The sequence below is a fragment of the Martinezella hainanensis genome, assembly GCF_900094555.1.
Taxonomy (GTDB): Bacteria; Pseudomonadota; Alphaproteobacteria; order Rhizobiales; family Rhizobiaceae; genus Rhizobium; species Rhizobium hainanense.
Window position 1 is genome coordinate 86,923 of sequence record NZ_FMAC01000015.1, and the last position, 19,480, is coordinate 106,402.

19 protein-coding genes are annotated in these 19,480 nt (G+C 58.6%); 12 read left to right on the forward strand and 7 right to left on the reverse strand.

Annotation, left to right across the window (positions count from 1 at the left end):
- Positions 1-45 precede the first annotated feature (45 nt).
- Positions 46-1,191 (reverse strand): RHE_PE00001 family protein, encoded by a 1,146-nt coding sequence (locus GA0061100_RS30270; RefSeq protein ID WP_075856553.1) that lies wholly within the window; start codon positions 1,189-1,191, stop codon positions 46-48.
- Positions 1,192-1,360: 169 nt separating this feature from the next.
- Between GA0061100_RS30270 and GA0061100_RS30275 the strand changes: the two genes are divergently transcribed.
- Both GA0061100_RS30275 and GA0061100_RS30280 read left to right on the forward strand, forming a co-directional pair.
- Positions 1,361-1,648 carry a DUF7673 family protein gene (locus GA0061100_RS30275; RefSeq protein ID WP_075856554.1) on the forward strand — a complete coding sequence of 96 codons (288 nt, stop codon included), beginning with the start codon at positions 1,361-1,363 and terminating at the stop codon, positions 1,646-1,648.
- Positions 1,648-2,802 carry a site-specific integrase gene (locus GA0061100_RS30280; protein WP_075856555.1) on the forward strand — a complete coding sequence of 385 codons (1,155 nt, stop codon included), beginning with the start codon at positions 1,648-1,650 and terminating at the stop codon, positions 2,800-2,802. The genes GA0061100_RS30275 and GA0061100_RS30280 overlap by 1 nt, the downstream gene beginning before the upstream one ends.
- A gap of 188 nt (positions 2,803-2,990) precedes the next feature.
- Here the strand turns inward: GA0061100_RS30280 and GA0061100_RS30285 are convergent, their stop codons facing one another.
- The 6 genes from GA0061100_RS30285 to repA form a co-directional block, all read right to left on the reverse strand.
- Positions 2,991-3,851, reverse strand: a complete 861-nt coding sequence (locus GA0061100_RS30285; protein WP_143525578.1) for an SEC-C domain-containing protein — start codon at positions 3,849-3,851, stop codon at positions 2,991-2,993.
- Entirely contained in the window at positions 3,848-4,393 is a 546-nt protein-coding gene (locus tag GA0061100_RS30290) for a hypothetical protein (protein WP_075856557.1), read from the reverse strand. Before GA0061100_RS30290 ends, GA0061100_RS30285 begins: the two co-directional genes overlap by 4 nt.
- A 217-nt stretch (positions 4,394-4,610) precedes the next feature.
- Positions 4,611-6,902: an nSTAND3 domain-containing NTPase gene (locus GA0061100_RS30295; RefSeq protein ID WP_075856558.1), complete on the reverse strand. Its 2,292-nt coding sequence runs from the start codon at positions 6,900-6,902 to the stop codon at positions 4,611-4,613.
- 106 nt (positions 6,903-7,008) lie between these two features.
- Positions 7,009-8,226 (reverse strand): plasmid replication protein RepC, encoded by a 1,218-nt coding sequence (repC, locus tag GA0061100_RS30300; protein ID WP_075856559.1) that lies wholly within the window; start codon positions 8,224-8,226, stop codon positions 7,009-7,011.
- A 173-nt stretch (positions 8,227-8,399) separates the two neighbouring features.
- Entirely contained in the window at positions 8,400-9,356 is a 957-nt protein-coding gene (gene repB / locus GA0061100_RS30305) for a plasmid partitioning protein RepB (protein ID WP_075856600.1), read from the reverse strand.
- A gap of 123 nt (positions 9,357-9,479) precedes the next feature.
- Complete coding sequence (gene repA / locus GA0061100_RS30310) at positions 9,480-10,676, reverse strand: plasmid partitioning protein RepA (protein ID WP_075856560.1); 1,197 nt, start codon at positions 10,674-10,676, stop codon at positions 9,480-9,482.
- Between the two features lie 379 nt (positions 10,677-11,055).
- On the opposite strand from repA, the gene traI reads away from it, so the two are divergent.
- From traI to trbG, 10 genes are read left to right on the forward strand one after another with little or no spacing between them, the layout of a single operon-like run.
- The gene (traI, locus tag GA0061100_RS30315) at positions 11,056-11,682 is read left to right on the forward strand and encodes an acyl-homoserine-lactone synthase (RefSeq protein WP_075856561.1); all 627 of its coding nucleotides are present in this window, start codon (positions 11,056-11,058) and stop codon (positions 11,680-11,682) included.
- Between the two features lie 9 nt (positions 11,683-11,691).
- Positions 11,692-12,669, forward strand: a complete 978-nt coding sequence (gene trbB / locus GA0061100_RS30320; RefSeq protein ID WP_075856562.1) for a P-type conjugative transfer ATPase TrbB — start codon at positions 11,692-11,694, stop codon at positions 12,667-12,669.
- A complete protein-coding gene (locus GA0061100_RS30325) occupies positions 12,659-13,066 on the forward strand; it encodes a TrbC/VirB2 family protein (protein ID WP_075856563.1) in 408 nt (135 codons plus the stop codon). The genes trbB and GA0061100_RS30325 overlap by 11 nt, the downstream gene beginning before the upstream one ends.
- Entirely contained in the window at positions 13,059-13,358 is a 300-nt protein-coding gene (locus GA0061100_RS30330; protein ID WP_075856564.1) for a conjugal transfer protein TrbD, read from the forward strand. Before GA0061100_RS30325 ends, GA0061100_RS30330 begins: the two co-directional genes overlap by 8 nt.
- A 10-nt stretch (positions 13,359-13,368) precedes the next feature.
- Positions 13,369-15,825 (forward strand): conjugal transfer protein TrbE, encoded by a 2,457-nt coding sequence (locus GA0061100_RS30335; RefSeq protein ID WP_075856565.1) that lies wholly within the window; start codon positions 13,369-13,371, stop codon positions 15,823-15,825.
- 16 nt (positions 15,826-15,841) lie between these two features.
- Complete coding sequence (gene trbJ, locus GA0061100_RS30340) at positions 15,842-16,597, forward strand: P-type conjugative transfer protein TrbJ (RefSeq protein WP_244558000.1); 756 nt, start codon at positions 15,842-15,844, stop codon at positions 16,595-16,597.
- A gap of 17 nt (positions 16,598-16,614) precedes the next feature.
- Positions 16,615-16,794, forward strand: a complete 180-nt coding sequence (trbK, locus tag GA0061100_RS30345) for an entry exclusion protein TrbK (protein ID WP_342196736.1) — start codon at positions 16,615-16,617, stop codon at positions 16,792-16,794.
- Positions 16,788-17,969 carry a P-type conjugative transfer protein TrbL gene (gene trbL / locus GA0061100_RS30350; protein ID WP_075856568.1) on the forward strand — a complete coding sequence of 394 codons (1,182 nt, stop codon included), beginning with the start codon at positions 16,788-16,790 and terminating at the stop codon, positions 17,967-17,969. The genes trbK and trbL overlap by 7 nt, the downstream gene beginning before the upstream one ends.
- Positions 17,970-17,987: 18 nt before the next feature.
- A complete protein-coding gene (locus GA0061100_RS30355; RefSeq protein WP_075856569.1) occupies positions 17,988-18,650 on the forward strand; it encodes a conjugal transfer protein TrbF in 663 nt (220 codons plus the stop codon).
- Between the two features lie 17 nt (positions 18,651-18,667).
- Positions 18,668-19,480: a P-type conjugative transfer protein TrbG gene (trbG, locus tag GA0061100_RS30360; protein ID WP_075856570.1), complete on the forward strand. Its 813-nt coding sequence runs from the start codon at positions 18,668-18,670 to the stop codon at positions 19,478-19,480.

Below are 19,480 nucleotides of genomic sequence, written 5' to 3' on the forward strand. Positions count from 1 at the left end.
GGTACCCATCATTGACGCTTCCCACCAACACTCGTCTCTCAGCCTTTACATAATCCCCCACGCCCGAAACCTCCCCCTTCCCGTCATCTCTCTGAGGCCGAGTTCCAAAACGATCCGCCGCGCCGCCTGCGGCGTCACATCGAGCGTCTTGGCCACCATCCCGGCCGACACCAAGGGTTTGGCCATCACCAGCTCCACCAGCTCCGGCAATTTCGAAGACGTTCGTCTTCCCGCCAATTTGCGCTCCATCATCTGTCGAGCCAGCGCCAGCCGGTCATGTTCCTTCATGCCGATCTCGGCGCTTGCCAAAAGACCGTGGGCGATGGCAAGCAGCCGCGTTTCGCGATCGCGGTGGCGGCGCCGATCGACCGGAATGGCTTTCAGCCCGAGATTGATCGCGGCCAGATGAGCGCCGGTGGTGATGCCGGCTTCCCGTAGGATCGACGCGGCAAACAGCCGACCGAGCCAGGGCGCGTGCTGCAGAACGGACAGCTCGTTCCACGCATCGAGAGCGACGATCACCTGTAGCGCCGCTGGCAGATTTTCCACATGCCTTAGCACGCCACGCCATTCGTCGAGCCGGGCATCCTCGTCCCAGTCGAGATCGTAGAGCAAAGGATCCTTTTCGGACAAGCGACCGCCGGCGCGCACGGGTCGCGTAGCGTCCTCGATCGCGGCCGACGATCGAGCCAGTGTCGCATCGATGGCGGCATAATCGACGCCGGGCAGATTTTCGACGTCATCGACATCCTCCCCTTCCCCTTCCGCATCCACCGCGACGGCGGGCCTGATGACACCCGCCGGCCCCACAGCTTCGGCGCCGCCCACACCGGTGTCCGACGTTTGTCGCAAAATCCGGATACCGTCTGCGGAAAGGGCCCAGTCGGGCGACAGCCCAGAAATCCGTCGGCGGGTCCGCAGCACGTCGCGGGCGATGGTGAGTTCGTGGGTCGGCGTGCGGATATCTCGGGTGGCGTCGTGAAGGACGAGGTCTTCGAGATGCACCAATTCGCCGTCGATCCAGAGGGAGGCGCAGGCGTCGGCGAAATTTTGCCGTTCGAGGAAGCCGGCGCCGACCGGCGAGCGGGCGATGCGCTCGTCCAGACGGGTGAGCGCGATGCCGGCGTCGAAAGCCGGCCGCATCAGGGCACTCATGCTGATTTTCGAGACATCGTAAGTCATTGATTTTATGGTAAACGAAATCTTACACGAACTCTATTATAAAGTTTGAGTTCGTCACATGGTATGATTGAGGGTTGGGATCATAACCATCGATAACTATCACTTATCGATGGTAGATTGACAGAGGGCGCGAATCCGCCGAATCTGGGCCAAATCGCGCTCCGCAAAGGCCTTTTCCATGGAAGATCGCGTCCGTTTCGCCCTTGAAAAGCTGCTCAACGTCGCGCACCGCGATACCGGGCAGAGCCGGCGCGTCGCCAATTTCCTGCTCGCCTGGTGGAATGCCGAGGTGCACGGCGGTTTCGACCTCACCGACCTTTCCGATCTCGATCCCGAAATCTGCGAGGACATGATCACCGTCTTCACCTATATCGCCCGAGAGGAGACGCTCTCCTATCCGGATGCTTACAAGCCGGAGATTGTTGAAATTATCCGCCGCTGGCGGCCGCATGTCGAGATCGACTGATGGCGGCGCCGCGGAAGTCCCCCAGCCTGGGTGGTGTCGAGCGTCGCGCCGTCGAGCTCGACACAATTGCATCCGTCCTGCCGATCGACCGTCGGGATGAGCTGGCCGAGTTGCTCACCGACAGCGATGTAGAAACGCTGCGCCATCTCGTCAACGAAGGCATGGGCGCCAACACGCTGCGGGCGATCACCTCCGATCTGGCCTATCTCGAAGCCTGGGCCTTGGCCGCGACAAAGCGATCGCTGCCCTGGCCGGCGCCAGAGGCGCTGCTGCTAAAATTCGTGGCGCAGCACCTGTGGGACCCGCAGAAGCGCGCGACCGATCCCGATCACGGCATGCCGACCGATGTCGCCGACAATCTGCGCGCCCAAGGCTTTCTGAAATCGACGGGACCCCATGCGCCGGCGACGGTGCGCCGGCGGCTGGCAAACTGGTCCAGCTTGACGAAATGGCGCGGCCTCGATGGAGCCTTCGCCTCCCCTCCCCTCAAATCCGCCATTCGCCTTGCCGTCCGAGCCGTACCTCGGAAACGGAGCCGGAAGAGTGCCAAGGCCGTCACCGGCGACATCCTGGCCAAACTGCTGGCGACCTGCTCAAGCGACAGCCTGCGCGATGTCCGCGATCGAGCGATCCTGATGGTGGCATTCGCGTCCGGCGGCCGCCGGCGCAGCGAGGTCGCCGGACTTCGTGTGGAGCAATTGACCGTCGAGGAGCCGATCGAGATGGCTCATGGCCCTCCCCTCCCCTCGCTTGCCATCCATCTCGGCCGTACCAAGACAACAACCGGTGAACAAGACGATGTCGTTTATCTGACCGGCCGGCCGGTTGACGCGCTGCATGCCTGGCTCGCGGCCGCGAAGATCGGCAAGGGAAGCGTGTTTCGGCGGATCGGGCGCTGGGGCACCGTTTCGAAGCGGGCGCTCGATCCGCAGTCAGTCAATGCGATCGTCAAGCAGCGGGCGGAGAAGGCCGGATTGGCACCTGGGGAGTTTTCGGCGCATGGGCTGCGATCGGGATATCTGACAGAGGCGGCGAATCGCGGCATCCCTCTTCCCGAGGCGATGGAACAGTCACGCCATAGATCAGTTCAGCAGGCCTCAGGTTACTATAACAGCGCGACGCGAAGGAGCGGGCGGGCAGCTAGGCTGCTGTGAGTGGGACATCAGCGTCCCATAAACGGCCATACATTTCTACTTACGCGTTGCGCTTGTCGCCATTCACCTCGCGCTTTTGATGAGCCGCCTCGAACACTCCCTTGGCTGCTGCTGGAATCGCCGATGGAAAACCAGGCCGCGTGTCCCTCAGCTCGGGACATCTCACTGCGGAAGCTGATTGGACTTCATCAAGCGGGATAGCCGGCGTAGGCAAACGATTGAGGCTCAGCACGCATTCTGTCGAACTGAACCTGCATGTGCGGCTTCTCTACCCCCGGCGTTGGCAGACAGCAGAGGCTATAGGTCCGTCCATTGCCACATGGGCACGGACCATCTTCTGCACTTTCAGTAAAGAAATGATGCGGATGACGTGTCGTTGACCATTCAACTTTCCATCCGTCCATAGGTGAGACAAGGCGATCGGAGATGAAATCCACAGCAGCGTAGTCATATTGGTCAATTTTGTTTCCGAACTCATCGGATATAAAAGGAACCGAAAATTTCTGCACCGGGTCAGACACCAGCGACACCCCTTTCGGCTCCATATCTTGAACAATCCCGAAGCAAAGCTTCCCCTCGTACACCTTCCCTTTGCGATGGCCGCAATCGCTCCAAGGGGTAAAGTCAAGTCCGCAAATGCTGCAGATCTCGGCCTTTACGATGATCTCGGGGCTAAAAAACACATGGTATGGGAAGGCAGCCTGCCAAGCCGTGACAAGCGTTTGCACCTTGCGCGCCACTGGAAGCAAGTCGGGAACGAATGGATTTCTGATCAGGTTTTCGATATCTATCTCAACGCGTTCCAGCCCGCACCAAGCGCGGTAGTGTCGTTTCTCCCTGATGTCCGTAAATGCTTGCAAATAGCCGGTCAGGATAGAACTAAATGTCTGGCAGAACCAAAGATTGTTCGCATCAACGGGGCTCGCTTCATGCCGCTCGCGGAACAAGTCCACCGCTTCCGAGAGCTCTTCGAACTGATCTGCTCGAGACCGTTCGAAATGCTCATGCCAGAAGTCGGCCAGATCTGACGGCTCAGGGCCTCCCATCATTGCCTCGATGTCTTTGGGGTTCGCCCATTGCCCTTCGGCAGGCAGCGCTTAACCTGCTCTTCGATCTCGGCAATCATGACTTCAGGAGGACCCTTGTATTTAACGGCGATACATTTGCCACCAGATCCTTCTACAATCAGTTCCATCTCGACTATGCTGGGTTTGGTGTCTTCCGTTATCGACCGGTCGATGTGATTTGTAAGCAGGCCAATCACAATTGGCAGCAATATCTGCGAGCAGATCAGCGTCGGAAGACGCCAGTGATCCGAGTACAGCGCAATTTCCTCGTACTGAGCCCGTTCGACAGCAACCACTACCGAGTGGCTACCGGCAGCCGCCCTGAGGTCCTTGATGAAGTCAGCGGCTCCCTGCGGAAAGAGCTTGTGGCCGTCTTTCAAATCTACCCATGGCGCGACGAGTACATCTGCGGCAGCGACTTCATCGCGCCGGGCAGCATCAATCCACGGCTGGGTGGCCCAGAATGCCCTTGAGCGGTCTGTTTCTTCTACCACAAGGCTGAACAAGGTTTTGCTGATTGCCATAAACGATCCCTAAATAGCCGCCTGCGTCCATCTATCGGCGCTGCGGCATGTTGTTCGTACTCTGCCGACAAATGGACGGTCCTTATTTAGGAAGAGCAACCGTGAAAACCACGAGGTTCAACAACATTTTTCTCGCCCAGCAGGTCTTTCTACCCGACTTCGATAGCAAGAGCTCCGTCGCCCCACCCAACTCTCGTTGTCTGCGGGGAATTGCGATTCAGGTCACCGGATCGGGACGGTCGGAACGAAGGGAGGCAAACATGTCGCGGATACCCTCCTCTGAGGCCGGCGAAAGCGTATAGGAATCGATGTTGTTTACTTGGCTTCCCCTGCGTTCGCCTCTTTCTTCATATCTTGAGTAGGCCTCGCGAACACGGTCCAGCATATTGCCTACCTCTACACCGAGGGTCCTTGCGAAAAGCTCCAGATCCTCTTCCAGGCTTTGCAGATCGTCGCTGTCATTACAGTTTCGAACCTCTGTTTCGATCGTTTCACCGAACCCCCTGAAGGCCCTCTGGAGGCGGGCCAGTATGGGGGCGTTTTCCGGTCCCTCCAGGTCCACGACCCGGATGATCTCACGGAGTTCATCTGACCTACATCCCAGTTCAGCTTCCTGGAGCAGTCGTCGTTCCACCTCCGCTTCAAATGAAGGATTCTCCAGCATTTGCCATGAAGATCCGCGGAGCGCCTGCAGAACCTCAGCACCGTCGTTAATAATCGGAGCGCGCTCCAACCATTCTGCCTGGAGTGAACTAATCAGGTCTTTCACCAAGTGAAGCATTTCCGGGGTGCGAATTCCATTGGCCAGCGGAATTATGCGTGCCAGCCGTTCCTCCGCTGACCAGCTCGATCTGCCCATGCCAGTCGTAAACCGAACGATCTTGGTTTCGGCCAGAACCACTCTTCTTATCGCCCGAACCACATCGGCGCCTGCCGTCGTGATGGCCGTCTTAAGGTCGGCAATCTCGCGATCCGCAAGCTGCCAGATGCGCTGGATCTGAATGTAATCGACCGCACCCACAATCATATCGATCGCAACTTCTGGCGACTTGCGAATGACTGAGTTGACAAGGTCGTTCACGGAGGGGTCGAGCATCTTGAATGACTGTCGTCCCGATGGCTGGATGAACGCGTTCAGCAGCTCAGACATGGCATTCGACCAGTCTTCCGGCCGTCGGGGAAATCCCCAATGTACTGCGCGCCTTTCATGGAGCTTCTTGAACGCCACCTTGAGGGTAGCGCCATCTGTCCTGCCGTCGAGGCTATACAATGTCAGGAGGAGTGAACGAGCCGCATCACTGATTTGCTGCTCGTACGCGTGCATCCAAACCTCGGACGGATCATTCAGAAGACTGAGAACGAAGCTCTGGTACTCGTTCACCGGATACTTCCGAACACGGTTGAAGGTGGAGAGCCACTCGATGAGGCGGGGATTGAATTTTGGGTGTCGGACAATCTGGAGGTAAAAGTCACTGTCGAGCAATTGGTCTTTGTAGCCCGTGGGTAGGTTGCTGAAGTACACGTGATTGTAGAGGATCTGCGCCCGCTGGGTTACCGAGTAGTCGCCCACGTGAAGCGTGACTTTATGGCTGTCGAGCCCCGCGTGCCGCAGCCTTTCCGACAGCGTAACACCCTGGCGGAATATATGTTCACGTGTCGTAAGGATAAGCCTCGCGGTCGGCGAAGCTCGTACCATCTCTATGAAATCGGTAATCGCCCGATCGTCATTCTTACCAGTGGCAGATAAACCATCTTCGAGGAAGGTCGCTCCCATGAAATCGTCAAAGTGGAAGATCTGCGCAGTGCCTCGTTGGAATAACTTTGCGCCCTCCAAAATGTCTCGACGGACGATCACAGGCGCCCAGCCGCGCTCCAGGTGGGCATAGAGGAGCATGTTGGCCAGAGTCGTCTTCCCCACTCCTGGTGCACCAGAAATGATGACAACTCTGTCCGTGTCAAGAATGTCCAGCGCCTGCTGATAGGTGTCGCTGCGAACATGTCGACATATGGTCGCATGCACCTTCTCGACATGAAACTCTGTCTGAGTGACGATCTCGTTATTGAGCAGCTTGTCGAGCACCCCGCGACTTGCCAGCCAAAGCTTGTAATGTTTCTTCTCGATCTCCGAGTGATCGGCAAGCAGGTTGTTCAAGTCCTCCTGTCCGAATATATCCGATACGGCCAGCTTTCCACCAAACAGGGCGGCTATGTTTGACTTGTCCGCTTTCGAAAGTGAAACTGAGGTGGCAAGGACGTAGGAACTCGGGTTAAGTTTATTCAGCTTCGGGACTTCCTTCTTAAGATCACGAAGCAGGCCCTTTATACCGGTCCTGAGGTAATGTTTGACCTGCCCGATCAAGTTGCCCGCGCCCCGCCCATACCGGAAGTCGACCCCTTGATCACGCCCCGTCTTGAACGTCTCCAGTCTAACATTCCATTCCGCTTGAAGAAGATCTCGAACCAGAATTTCAAGATCATGCGGTGAAAGCTGGTGAAAATCGTAAGTCATCCGTTACTGCCCATGCAATATCCGGAGCCATCAAAGTTGCCAGCCGGAAACTATCCAGTTTTTACAAGCCCGGTCAATGGCTTAGAGGCCATCAAGAGAGCGGCTGTCATGCTGATGCTCTTCTCGGCAAAGAGTTTGCCCTTAGCTGCGCAAACAACATCGGACCAAGCGAAAACTCGCCGCGCCGCGCCTTCGCAGTCAAATCTCGAAGGTAACCGCCGGCCGAGTTGATATGGCTTGTCCGTTCAAGGATGCAACCAATAGCGATCGCCGCCCCCGTTTGCCCCAGGATTTCGCAGGCCTCCTCGTATGCAGACGGGCTGACGCCCAACATTTGCCGGATGGTCACGGCAGCCGCCATCATTTCCCGCCAGCTACCGATCGAGCCGCCAGGTCCGTATGCCGTCATCTCCGGGCAGGCCCGCAAAACCATCGACAACGGGAAGACTTCCGGCTCGCCCTTCCGCCCGGTCCGCTTGGTTGGCTCGGATCTTTCGCCCTGCTTCTTTTCGAAGCGAGGTTCAAATTCATTGCAAGAGTCGGTATTTGAATTCTGTATGTGGCATCCGTTTGCGATGCCATTGCCATCGTTTTTTCCGACTTCTTCCTGTACTTCCAGCATGTTGGATACTTCGTCGTGCAGCAGAGTCATCTCGTCGAGACTCGCTGCCAAGTCCTGCAGGGTCGGACGCCGCGAGAATCTCCCCACTAACTCGACGAAATAATCTTCCGCCGCAACCCAGTCCCCTGGAAGACCCTCTTCCATCCCGACCGTGATCAGCTTGCGTACATCTCGGCGGACAACGGTGAGGCGGTCCTTCATGGCGCGAAACCGGCGCTGCTCGGCAGCCACGTCCTGGGCCAGAGCTGCAAATTCAGCGGCGCGCGCGAGCAGGGGGGCCAGGCTGAAGCCATAGGCATCCTCGATCGCACCTTCATCACCCTTGCGCGCGTAGCGCTTCCCATTCGGACTATCCTTGCGGATGATGATTCCAGCTTCCACGAGCACGCCCAGGCATTTGCGCAGAGTCGTCCCAGCGATGCCGTTTGCCCGTGCCGATAGCTGTGCGTTCGAAGGAAAGACGATGAGGTTCTTATCGCTCCCGAGCTCAGTGGCCGGATAGAAAGACAGTAGGGCATTGAGGACGGCCAAAGCGCGATCCTGCAAGCCAAGGCGTGAGCGAGCATCACCGACGTCGCGAAACACGCGCCATTTATCGACCGATCGGTCGGCCAGATCCTGCTTGGTTTCCACTTGTCGTTTGACCAAGGCAAGCGTCATCGACCGCCGCCCAAAGGGCGTCGTGATATATCCCGTTTCCATGTCCTTCACCTTTCACAAGGCAAAGAAAACGCTACGCCGGTGCGGCGTTGACTCTTGACTGTGATTCCGGGAAGTGCGATTCTCTAAGCGACCAAACTGAGAGAGGCCTTCTGGAACACCGTTTCGGAGGGCTTTTTCTTTGCGCTAACGACCCTTTCCTGGTTTCATCGCATCTACTCCTTCGTCTTCTTGAACGAGGCGTAGATTTCGGGGAGCACCGACATCAGGTAATCCCCGAAATCCGGGGCGGCCTTTTTGTCGATCATCAATGTCAATGTGCGTTTATCCTGGCGGAAGCTCGCGGCCTTGACGCCATCGTCGGCCTGCCAAACCTCTGCCTGAACTTGTTCCTTCTTCGCCTTTTTAGGCGCCGCCGCTTCGAAGACACGCAAAAAGCGCTCGTCTGAGGGAAGGGCTTTCACTTCATTCTCAGACAGAACCATTCGGGCCTTTTCGACGGCTCCATCCGTACCGAGCCGTGCGGCAAGTTCACCCCAACGGTCCCGACCCGTTTTAGGAGCGGCCCCAATTCCGCGGATGATATCCGTCGGCAGCTGCGTCGCTGCTTGGATGAGGCGAGACAAATTGCTCTTGTCGACGGCGAGGGCGCCCATGATGATCGACCGTTGGAAACCCTTTGCCTCAAGTTCAGCGGCGTAGAGCGCGCGCTCGATAAAGGACAGATCCTGCCGAGCGCTATTTTCCTGGCCTTGCGCCAATACAAGCTCGTCGTCCGTCATCGTCCTGACGGCCGCTTTGATCTGGAGACCGGCAGCCTTGACCGCTCGAAGCCGGCGCCGTCCATAAGCGATCTGATAGCGTCCTTCGATGGACGGGTGAGGCCGAACGAGAATAGGAACCTGCTGACCGTTCTCCCGAATGTTTCGTGCGAATTCTTCGAACTGCTCTCCATCCTCGTCAAGACGATCGGTGACGGCCGGCGCATCAATGAGATCCGGATCAAGGTCCGTCAACGACTGGGATTTCAACAGTTCGATGGAGCGTGAAACGGCACCGATCGCCCCGCGCGGGGCGTATTGCGGTGTGATATTGTCCGGGGTCGAAACATCGGCGTCTCCGCCATGGGATTTCGGGCCCGCGAGGTCGGATAGAAGGTGTTTTCTAGCCATTTTTTCCTCCTCCTTTCGCATCTGAATGAGCGAAACCGGTCAGCATTTCCAAGCCGTTAGGCCCAAAGTTTCCGGCTGGCAACTTCTCACCCACGCAGCAGCTCACAGGGGTTGCCGTCGACATCATTTCCGACCCCACGATGACTGAATCAGCTGCTCGATTTCGTTGTTAACATTGTCGAGCGATTCCATCGCACGATCGTAGGTCGCCCGCGTAAACTGATCGCGGCTGACTTCGTAGAGTGTCTGCTTGGTGATGCCGGCGTCTGAGATCGCCGTGCTCTTAAGCATGGGATGGTTCAGGACATGTTCCCCGAACATGGTCCGCATGAACGAGACCATCTGGTTCTGTGGCCCATCGCCGGGCTCGTAGCGGGTCACCAGATAACGCATCCAGTCGTAGTTCATGCTGCCGCCGGCATCGGCTACGACACTCAGAAGCTCGGAAGTCATCAAAAGAAACTGACACATCGACATGACGTCCAACATCTGTGGGTGGACGGTGACAAGCACAGCGGTCGCAGCGCATAGCGCCGAAATCGTCAGGAAGCCCAGCTGCGGCGGGCAATCGACGACGACGACGTCATAATCGTCGGCAACCGACGAGATGGCCTCGTCCATGCGCGTGAAGAAGATGTTCTTGCGATCGTTGGAGCCAAGCACCTTGGCGGTATCATGCTCGAACTCCATGAGTTCGAGATTTCCCGGGACGAGGTCGAGGTTAGTGAAGTAGGTCTTCTTGATGACCTCCTTCAGCGGCCGACGCTCGCTATCGTATCTCACTGCGCCGTAAAGGGTCTCGTTGTCCTTCACGTCGAACTCTGGCTGGAAGCCATGGAGGGCGGACATACTGGCCTGAGGGTCGAGGTCGATCGCAAGAACCCGGTATCCGTTGAGAGCCAGATATTGTGCGAGGTGCGCGGCCGTTGTCGTCTTGCCGGATCCGCCCTTGAAATTCACGGCGGTTATCACCTGCAGATGTTCGCGGCCAGTTCGCCTTGGAGAGTATCGACGGTCACCCTTGCCGTTTTCGTCAAGATACTCGCGAAGGGCCTGAATGGTCTCCACTGAGTAGGAACGACGTCCATTTGCGCCCACTTCCGGCTGCGGTCCTTTTCCCTCAAGCGAGAGATGTCGTAGGTAGCCATCATTTACGCCGATAAGTTTGGCAGCCTCCGTCGAGGAGAATGACCGCAGGGTCTTGCGAGCTTCAGGTGGGTAAAGCTTGACCCGGTGCTCGTGTAGGGCGCCTGACAGATCTCGCGCATGCGCTGCTATCAGTTTATGGATAGCTTTCTGAAGCTGGGCGGGATTCTCCACGTCGTCCTCTCGTACACACGGTAATTTTCGTAAACACAGTGATTTACCGTGGATAGGACACCCGATTCCACGACGGTTTGCAAGATATTTAAAGTTAACAGGCTGTTAACGGGGAAGCGGCCAAGAATGGCAGTCGAAACGCAATTTCGAGATATTTCCGATAGTTACGTGCGCCATCCCGCCATTTCGTTCGCGCTATGATCTACTGTGAATCCTACAACGCCAGCACGACGCGCCTATATCGAATCTGAGGAATTCGCGCTCAGAAAGATAAACGAGAGGCGCGACTCACCCCGAGCCGATTTGTAGGATTCTACAACTGCACGCCGATTCCGATCTGTGCTGATTTCCCCGCCGTCAACAAACGACGGAGAAATCCATGCAGATTCTCGCATTCTCGACACCACGCACGATCGAGGAAGCCCATCTTCTCCATCGACATCATCAGCTTCGCGCGCGCGTGTTCTCCGATCGCTTGGGCTGGGACGTCACTGTCACCGATGGCTGTGAAACAGACGGCTTCGATGCGCTGAGGCCAACCTATGTTCTGGCACTTTCAAACACCGGCGATGTCGCAGGCTGCGCCAGACTGCTGCCGGCGCTTGGACCGACGATGGTGGCCGACGTCTTCCCATCGCTTCTTCCGAATGGTCGGCTCGAAGCCAGCGCCGCGATGATCGAGAGTTCGCGCTTCTGTGTGGACACCACACTGAAAGAGGGGAGGGGCGACGGTTCGGTCCACGAGGCCACGTTGACCATGTTCGCGGGGATCGTCGAATGGTCGATCGCAAATGGCTTCGCCGAGATCGTCACTGTGACCGACCTCCGCTTCGAACGGATCCTTGCCCGGGTCGGATGGCCGCTTCGACGCCTCGGCGACCCGAAGCAGATCGGCGTCACGATGGCGGTAGCCGGAACACTACCCGCTGACGCTGCGATTTTCTCGAAGCTTCGGCCGGCGAACTATAGATCCGCAATCTCTGACCGTCTTGGCCGAGCAGCTTAGGGCGGCGCGATGACACAGCTTCGTTCCCATCCTCGTCTCGTCCGCAAACTTCAGGAAGCGCTTGGCGATCAGCTCTGTGTTGCCCTGGACGACTGCACCGTTGTGGAGATCATGCTGAACCCGGACGGCAAGCTTTTCATCGAGCGCCTCGGTCACGGGGTCGCACCAGCCGGCGAGATGTCGCCTGCGGCGGCAGAGATGGTCATCGGTACCGTCGCTCACGCTCTCCAATCGGAAGTGGACAGCGAGCAGCCGATCATATCCGGCGAGCTTCCGATCGGCGGCCATAGGTTCGAAGGCCTCCTGCCCCCCGTTGTCGCGAGACCGGCATTCACGATCCGGCGGCGCGCATCACGGCTGATCCCGCTCGACGATTATGTGCGCACCGGAGTGATGACTGGCGATCAAGCAGCCACGATCCGGAGTGCGATTGCCTCACGCCTCAACATCATAATCTCTGGCGGGACAGGGTCGGGGAAGACAACTCTTGCCAATGCAGTCATTGCCGAAATCGTAAAAGCCGCCCCCGACGATCGTCTCGTCATTCTCGAAGATACCGCCGAAATCCAATGTGCCGCCGAGAATGCAGTCCTGCTGCACACCAGCGATACGATCGACATGGCGCGGCTCCTCAAGAGCACCATGAGGCTGCGTCCCGATCGAATTGTCGTGGGCGAGGTACGCGATGGGGCTGCGCTGACGCTCTTGAAGGCCTGGAACACCGGCCATCCCGGAGGCGTGGCTACAATCCACTCGAACACCGCGACTTCAGCACTTCGCCGGCTTGAGCAGCTTACCGGTGAAGCCAGCCAGCAGCCTATGCACGAAGTCATCGGCGAGGCCGTCGATCTCATCATCTCAATCGAACGAACGCCACGGGGCAGACGGGTTCGAGATGTCATCCACGTCGAGGGTTATGCCCATGGCCGCTACCAGCTTGAAGCCGACCAACTCACCGAAGAACAGGAAGCGCTCGATGTCGCGTAAACCAACTGTCTTTCCGACCACTCTTTGTGCGGCGACCATGATCATGGTCACCGCCGGCGCAGCCATGGCCAGTTCCGGCGGCGGCGGCCTCCCGTGGGAAGGGCCGCTCCAGCAGATTCAGGAATCCATAACGGGCCCGGTTGCGGGTTACATCGCTCTCGCGGCCGTGGCAATTGCGGGCGGCATGCTCATCTTCGGCGGCGAACTGAACGATTTTGCACGTCGCTTGATGTACGTCGTCCTGGTTGCCGGCATCCTCCTTGGCGCCACTCAGATCGTCGGCCTGTTCGGTGCGACTGGCGCGTCGATCGGAGTTGCAGACGAACAGCCAGCCAAGGAGCCGCCGACAACAAGCCCGACCATATCCCCAACTGCGAGGGGTGGGATTCATGGCTGAGTCCCTGTCCGGCCTTCGACGCAACCGCATTCATCGCGCCCTTTCGCGGCCGAATCTGCTGATGGGCGCGGATCGCGAGTTGGTGCTGCTGACGGGGTTGGCGGCTGTAATCCTGATCTTCGTGGTGCTGACGATCTATTCGGCGATCTTTGGAGCCGCGGTCTGGATCGTCATTGTCGGCCTGCTGCGGATGATGGCCAAGTCCGACCCGCTGATGCGGCAAGTCTATGTCCGGCACATCTCCTATAAGCACCATTACAAGCCCACCGCTTCTCCGTGGCGCAGATATTGAGGAGGCGTAGATGGTCGCACTCAAGCGTTTCCGGGCCACTGGTCCATCCTTTGCGGACCTCGTGCCCTATGCCGGCCTCGTCGACAATGGCGTTCTTCTATTGAAGGACGGCAGCCTGATGGCCGGTTGGTATTTTGCTGGCCCCGACTCCGAAAGTGCCACCGACCTGGAGCGCAACGAGCTATCCCGCCAGATCAATGCGATCCTCTCCAGGCTGGGAAGCGGGTGGATGATCCAGGTCGAGGCGATCCGCATTCCGACGGTCGATTACCCATCTGAAGATCGTTGCGACTTCCCGGATCCCGTTACCCGGGCGATCGACGCCGAACGCCGCACGCATTTCGGGCGCGAGCAGGGGCATTTCGAGAGCAAGCACGCGGTGATCCTGACGTATCGACCGCTGGAATCGAAGAAGACGGCGCTCAGCAAGTACATCTACTCCGACGAGGAAAGCCGAAAGAAGTCCTACGCTGATACGGTCCTCTTCATCTTCAAGAACGCCGTCCGAGAGATCGAGCAATATCTCGCCAACACGCTTTCGATCCGACGGATGGAAACGCGCGAGGCCGCGGAGCGAGGAGGGGAGCGCACAGCGCGCTATGATGAGCTGCTCCAGTTCGTCCGTTTCTGCATCACAGGCGAAAGCCACCCGATCCGTCTCCCTGATATCCCGATGTATCTGGACTGGATCGCAACTGCCGAGCTCGAACATGGCCTGACCCCCAAGATCGAGAACCGCTTCCTAAGCGTCGTCGCGATCGACGGGCTTCCGTCCGAAAGTTGGCCCGGTATTCTCAACAGTCTCGATTTCATGCCGCTGACCTATCGGTGGTCGTCGCGCTTCATCTTCCTTGATGCAGAGGAGGCCCGGCAGAAGCTCGAGCGCACCCGAAAAAAATGGCAGCAGAAGGTGCGACCATTCTTCGATCAGCTGTTCCAGACACAAAGCCGTTCCGTCGATCAGGACGCGATGACGATGGTCGCCGAGACCGAGGACGCGATTGCCCAGGCATCGTCCCAGCTTGTCGCCTACGGCTACTATACCCCGGTAATCGTCCTTTTCGACGAGGACCGGGAGGCCCTTCAGGAAAAGGCGGAAGCGATCCGCAGGCTGGTTCAGGCCGAAGGGTTTGGCGCTCGGATCGAGACGCTCAATGCAACCGATGCCTATCTCGGCAGCCTTCCGGGCAACTGGTACTGCAATGTCCGGGAACCTCTGGTCAACACCGCCAATCTGGCTGACCTCGTGCCGTTAAATTCGGTTTGGTCGGGCAATCCGATCGCGCCTTGCCCATTTTATCCGCCAAACTCACCGCCTCTGATGCAGGTCGCCAGCGGTTCGACACCCTTCCGTCTGAACCTCCATTTCGATGATGTCGGCCACACGCTGATCTTCGGGCCCACAGGATCAGGCAAGTCCACCCTGCTCGCACTAATCGCTGCGCAATTCAGGCGCTATAGCCGTGCCCAGGTCTTCGCGTTCGACAAAGGCAGCTCGCTACTCCCTCTGACGCTGGCAGCCGACGGCGATCACTACGAGATAGGTGGTGACGTAGAAGGGGAGGGGAGAGCGCTCGCTTTCTGCCCGCTTTCGGATCTCTCGACCGACGGCGACCGGGCCTGGGCCTCTGAATGGATCGAGACCTTGATCGGCCTGCAGGGCGTGACGATTACCCCCGACCATCGCAACGCGATTTCCCGCCAGGTGGGCCTCATGGTGAACGCGCCAGGCCGCTCGCTTTCAGACTTTGTTTCCGGGGTTCAGATGCGTGAGATCAAAGACGCACTCCATCACTACACCGTCGATGGTCCGATGGGTCAGCTGCTCGATGCTGAGGAGGACGGCCTACAACTTGGCGCGTTCCAGTGCTTTGAAGTCGAGCATCTGATGAATATGGGCGAGCGGAATCTCGTTCCCGTTCTGACCTATCTCTTCCGGCGCATCGAAAAGCGCCTTGATGGATCTCCTAGCCTGATCGTCCTCGACGAAGCCTGGTTGATGCTCGGTCATCCGGTGTTTCGCAACAAAATCCGGGAGTGGCTGAAGGTCCTTCGAAAGGCCAATTGCGCCGTCGTCCTGGCGACGCAGTCGATCTCGGACGCTGAACGATCTGGGATCATCGATGTGCTGAAGGAATCGTGCCCCACCAAAATTTGCCTTCCAAACGGAGCGGCTCGCGAGCCGGGTACGCGGGAATTCTATGAGCGGATCGGCTTCAACGAGCGGCAGATCGAGATCGTCGCCGGCGCGACTCCTAAGCGAGAATATTACGTCGCAACGCCCGAGGGGCGACGGCTGTTCGACATGTCGCTCGGGCCTGTCGCGCTGAGCTTCGTGGGTGCGTCAGGCAAGGAAGACCTCAAGCGTATCCGCGAATTGAAATCCGAACACGGCCGTGAATGGCCGATCCGCTGGCTTGAGATGAGAGGAATCCAGGATGCCGCTTTGCACCTTACGTTCGAATAGATGGCTCGTCGGGGTGATGTCCTGTGCGCTGGCGATTGGAACGTCCCAGGCATATGCCGGGGCAGCGACCGGAAACGCGACCGAGTTCACGCAGCTCGCCAACAATGCGCAGCTGATCGATCTGATGAAGAGCTCAGGGATCCAGGTCGACAACCAGCTGACCCAGATCAGCCAGCTGGCGGAGCAGATCGAAAACCAGCTCAAGATCTACCAGAATATGCTGCAAAACACCGCGCAGCTCCCCGAGCATATCTGGGGCCAGGTCGAGGGCGACCTCAACCAGCTCAGCGGAATCGTCAAGCAGGGGCAGGGGATCGCCTTCTCGATGGGAACCGGCGACGACCTGCTTCAGCAGCGTTTCAAGAGCTATGCCGACCTGCAGAACAACCTGCCAAATGCGCAAAATTTCTCCTCCAGCTATCAGGCATGGTCAGACACGAACCGCGGCACGATAGCCGGCACGCTAAAGGCTGCCAGTCTGACTGCCGAGCAGTTCGATAGCGAGGAGTCCACCATGGATTCATTGCGGTCGATGTCGGAAACAGCCGACGGGCAAATGGAAGCTCTGCAGGTCGGCCACGAGATCGCCGCCCAGCAGGTTGCACAGATGCAGAAGCTGCGCGGCCTCGTCTCCCAGCAGATGACGATGATGGGCACATGGCTGCAGTCCGAGCAGACGGATAAGGATCTCGCACAGGCCCGGCGCGAGAAATTCTTCAATGCGGATGTGAACTCGATACCGCAGGGGCAGAAGATGGAGCCGCGCTGGTGACCCGGCGCGTCATCATTGTGGCCATCCTACTGGCCGCGGCCGCCGCTTCTACGATCACTGTTCTCGTAATGAGATCTGAGTCTTCAGAACCGGCGGGGATGAGCCACGAGCAGCGCTCCACGCGAGAGAAATTTTTCGGCGCTGACAAGGAATTGCCTCCGATCGAGAAAGGACAGGAGATGCGGCCACGATGGTAACGCGTAAACTTCGGGTCATGGTCTTGGTCGCGGGACTTATCTGCCTTGTGATCGCCGACCCGGCGCTTGCCCAGCAGGGTCAGGTCCTGACCGAACTTGAAAACCAGGTTTCCGCCGCGGCCAAGGGCTGGGAAACCACGATCATGGATGCGGCCAAATCACTGTTCTGGATCCTGGCAGGGATCGAGATTGGGATAGCGGCTGTCTGGCTCGCTATCCAGGCGGCATCCCTCGACAGCTGGTTTGCGGAGCTTGTTCGGCGGATCATGTTCATCGGCTTCTTCGCCTTCGTCTTGACACAGGGTCCCAGTTTCGCCCGAGCGGTGGTCGACAGCCTGTTCCAGATCGGGGCCGGCGGTGGATCGGCCTCGCCAGCCGAGGTCTTCGATGCCGGCATTCGCGTGGCGTCACAGATGTCGCAGCAAGCCAAGTTCGGCGTCTTCCAGGACAACGCACTGGCGATCGCCGCTGTGCTTGCTATGGGCGTCGTCGTGATCTGCTTTTCGCTCGTGGCCGCGATTTTCGTCGCCGTAATGGTCGAGATGTACGTGAGCCTGCTTGCTGGCATGATCATGCTTGGCCTTGGTGGCTCGTCCTATACCAAGGATTTTGCGATCCGATATCTCGTTTATGCCTTCGGTGTCGGCATGAAGCTCATGGCCTTGGTGATGATCGCAAGGATCGGCTCGCAGGTCCTGCTCGGACTGGCTCAGGCGCCGACGGCCGACACCGACCAGTTCATCACGACCCTCGCGATCGCCGGCATTTCCGTCGTCGTCTTCATCATCGCAATGTACGTGCCGAACATCATCCAAGGGGTCGTACAAGGCGCATCCGTTTCAGGCGGCATGGAGGCGATCCGCCACGGCGGTCAGGCGGCCTCCTTTGCTGCTGGCGGCGCGTTCCTCGGCGCCGGTGCTGCGGGCGCTGGCTTTGCGGCTGGACAGGCGGCCCGGGCGGCTGGATCCTCATTTGCGGGCGCTGCACTTCGCGGAATGGGCGCCGGAATTGGCTCCGCCGGCGGCGCGGTCGGATCCGCGGCCAAAGAAAAGGCGATCGGGTCGCCTGGAGCCTACGCCGGCTCGATCCTCGGACTTGCAAACGCCAAGCTCGAAGAAAGCCGGAACGGACAGGCCGCGCCAAAACCTTCTCCAGAACGCAACGACAAACCGTAAATCGTGAGGCAAATTTCGATGGGAGCGAACCGCCCCCCTGATAACCCATATCTCGCTGCCCGACAGGAATGGTCCGAGCGCTACGGCACCTATGTCAAGGCTGCGGCCGCATGGCGCATCGTTGGTATCCTTGGCCTGACCATGGCGGTCATTGGTTTCGGCTATGCCATGTATCTCAGCACACAGGTTAAGCTGGTCCCCTACATCGTCGAGGTCGACAAGCTCGGCACATCGGTGACCGCAGGCTTCCCGCAACAGATCGAATACGCCGACGCTCGCGTTGTGCGGGCCACGCTTGGTAACTTCGTGACCAGCTTTCGGTCGATCACGCCCGACGCCGTCGTGCAGAAGCAATATATCGACCGAACCTACGCGCTGCTGCGGACGTCGGACCCGTCGACGGAAAAGATCAATGCCTGGTTTCGGGGAAACTCGCCGTTCGAGAAGGCGAAGACGGCGACCGTCGCCATCGAGGTCAACAACATCGTGGCACTGTCGAACCAGACATATCAGATCGACTGGACGGAATATGAGCGCGACCGGAAGGGCAAGGAGACGGGCACTCGCCGCTTCCGAGGTATCGCAACGGTCACTTTGACCGCACCGCAGGACGAGGCGATCATCCGCCTCAACCCAATCGGCCTTTATGTCCAGGACTTCGACTGGACAGCACAGCTTTAGGGCAGGGGAATTCACTGATGCACAATGTAAGACTGATCGCAGCGGCCGGCTGCGTGGCAACGCTTTTTTTTTCCGCCGGCGCCAGCGCGCAGAGCATGACCGCGAACGAAGCGAAGGGTACGGCCATTTCACAAAAGTGGCGTGGCACGGCCGGTCTCGTGACAACCGGTCCAGACGGAAAAGTGATTTTCCTCTTCGGAGAAACCCAGCCCTCCGTCGTTTGCTCACCGCTACAGGTCTGCGATATCGAGCTGCAGGGTGGGGAGATCGTTCGCGACGTGCTCGTTGGCGATACCGTACGCTGGAAAGTCGAGCCGGCGACATCGGGCGCAACTGGCGGCCAGGCGATCCACCTGATCGTCAAACCCTCCGAGCCGGGGCTCGTGACCTCCATGGTCGTCACCACGTCCCGACGAACCTATCACATCCAGCTGAAGTCTCATCCGACCCAATACATGGCCCGGGTCGGCTTCGAATATCCTGAGGACGCTTCGACAAAGCTCGCGGACATTAACGCGCGCCTTGAGGTCGGTGGGCTGCCTGGCAGCGCGCCGGATAAGCTGAACTTCTCGTATTCGGTGAGCGGCAGCGCCTCATGGAGACCGAAGCGCGTCTACTCAGATGGTGCCAAAACCTACATCCAGTTTCCGAAGTCGATATCCGGTCAGGACGCGCCGGTCCTCTTCATTGTCTCAGGCGGACAGAACCGCATCGTCAACTATCGAATGAAAAACGACATGATGATCGTGGACTATGCCGTCGATAAGGCGGTGCTTGTCTCCGGTGTCGGGTGGCATCAGCAGAAAATTACCATTCGGCGGGGGAGCTGA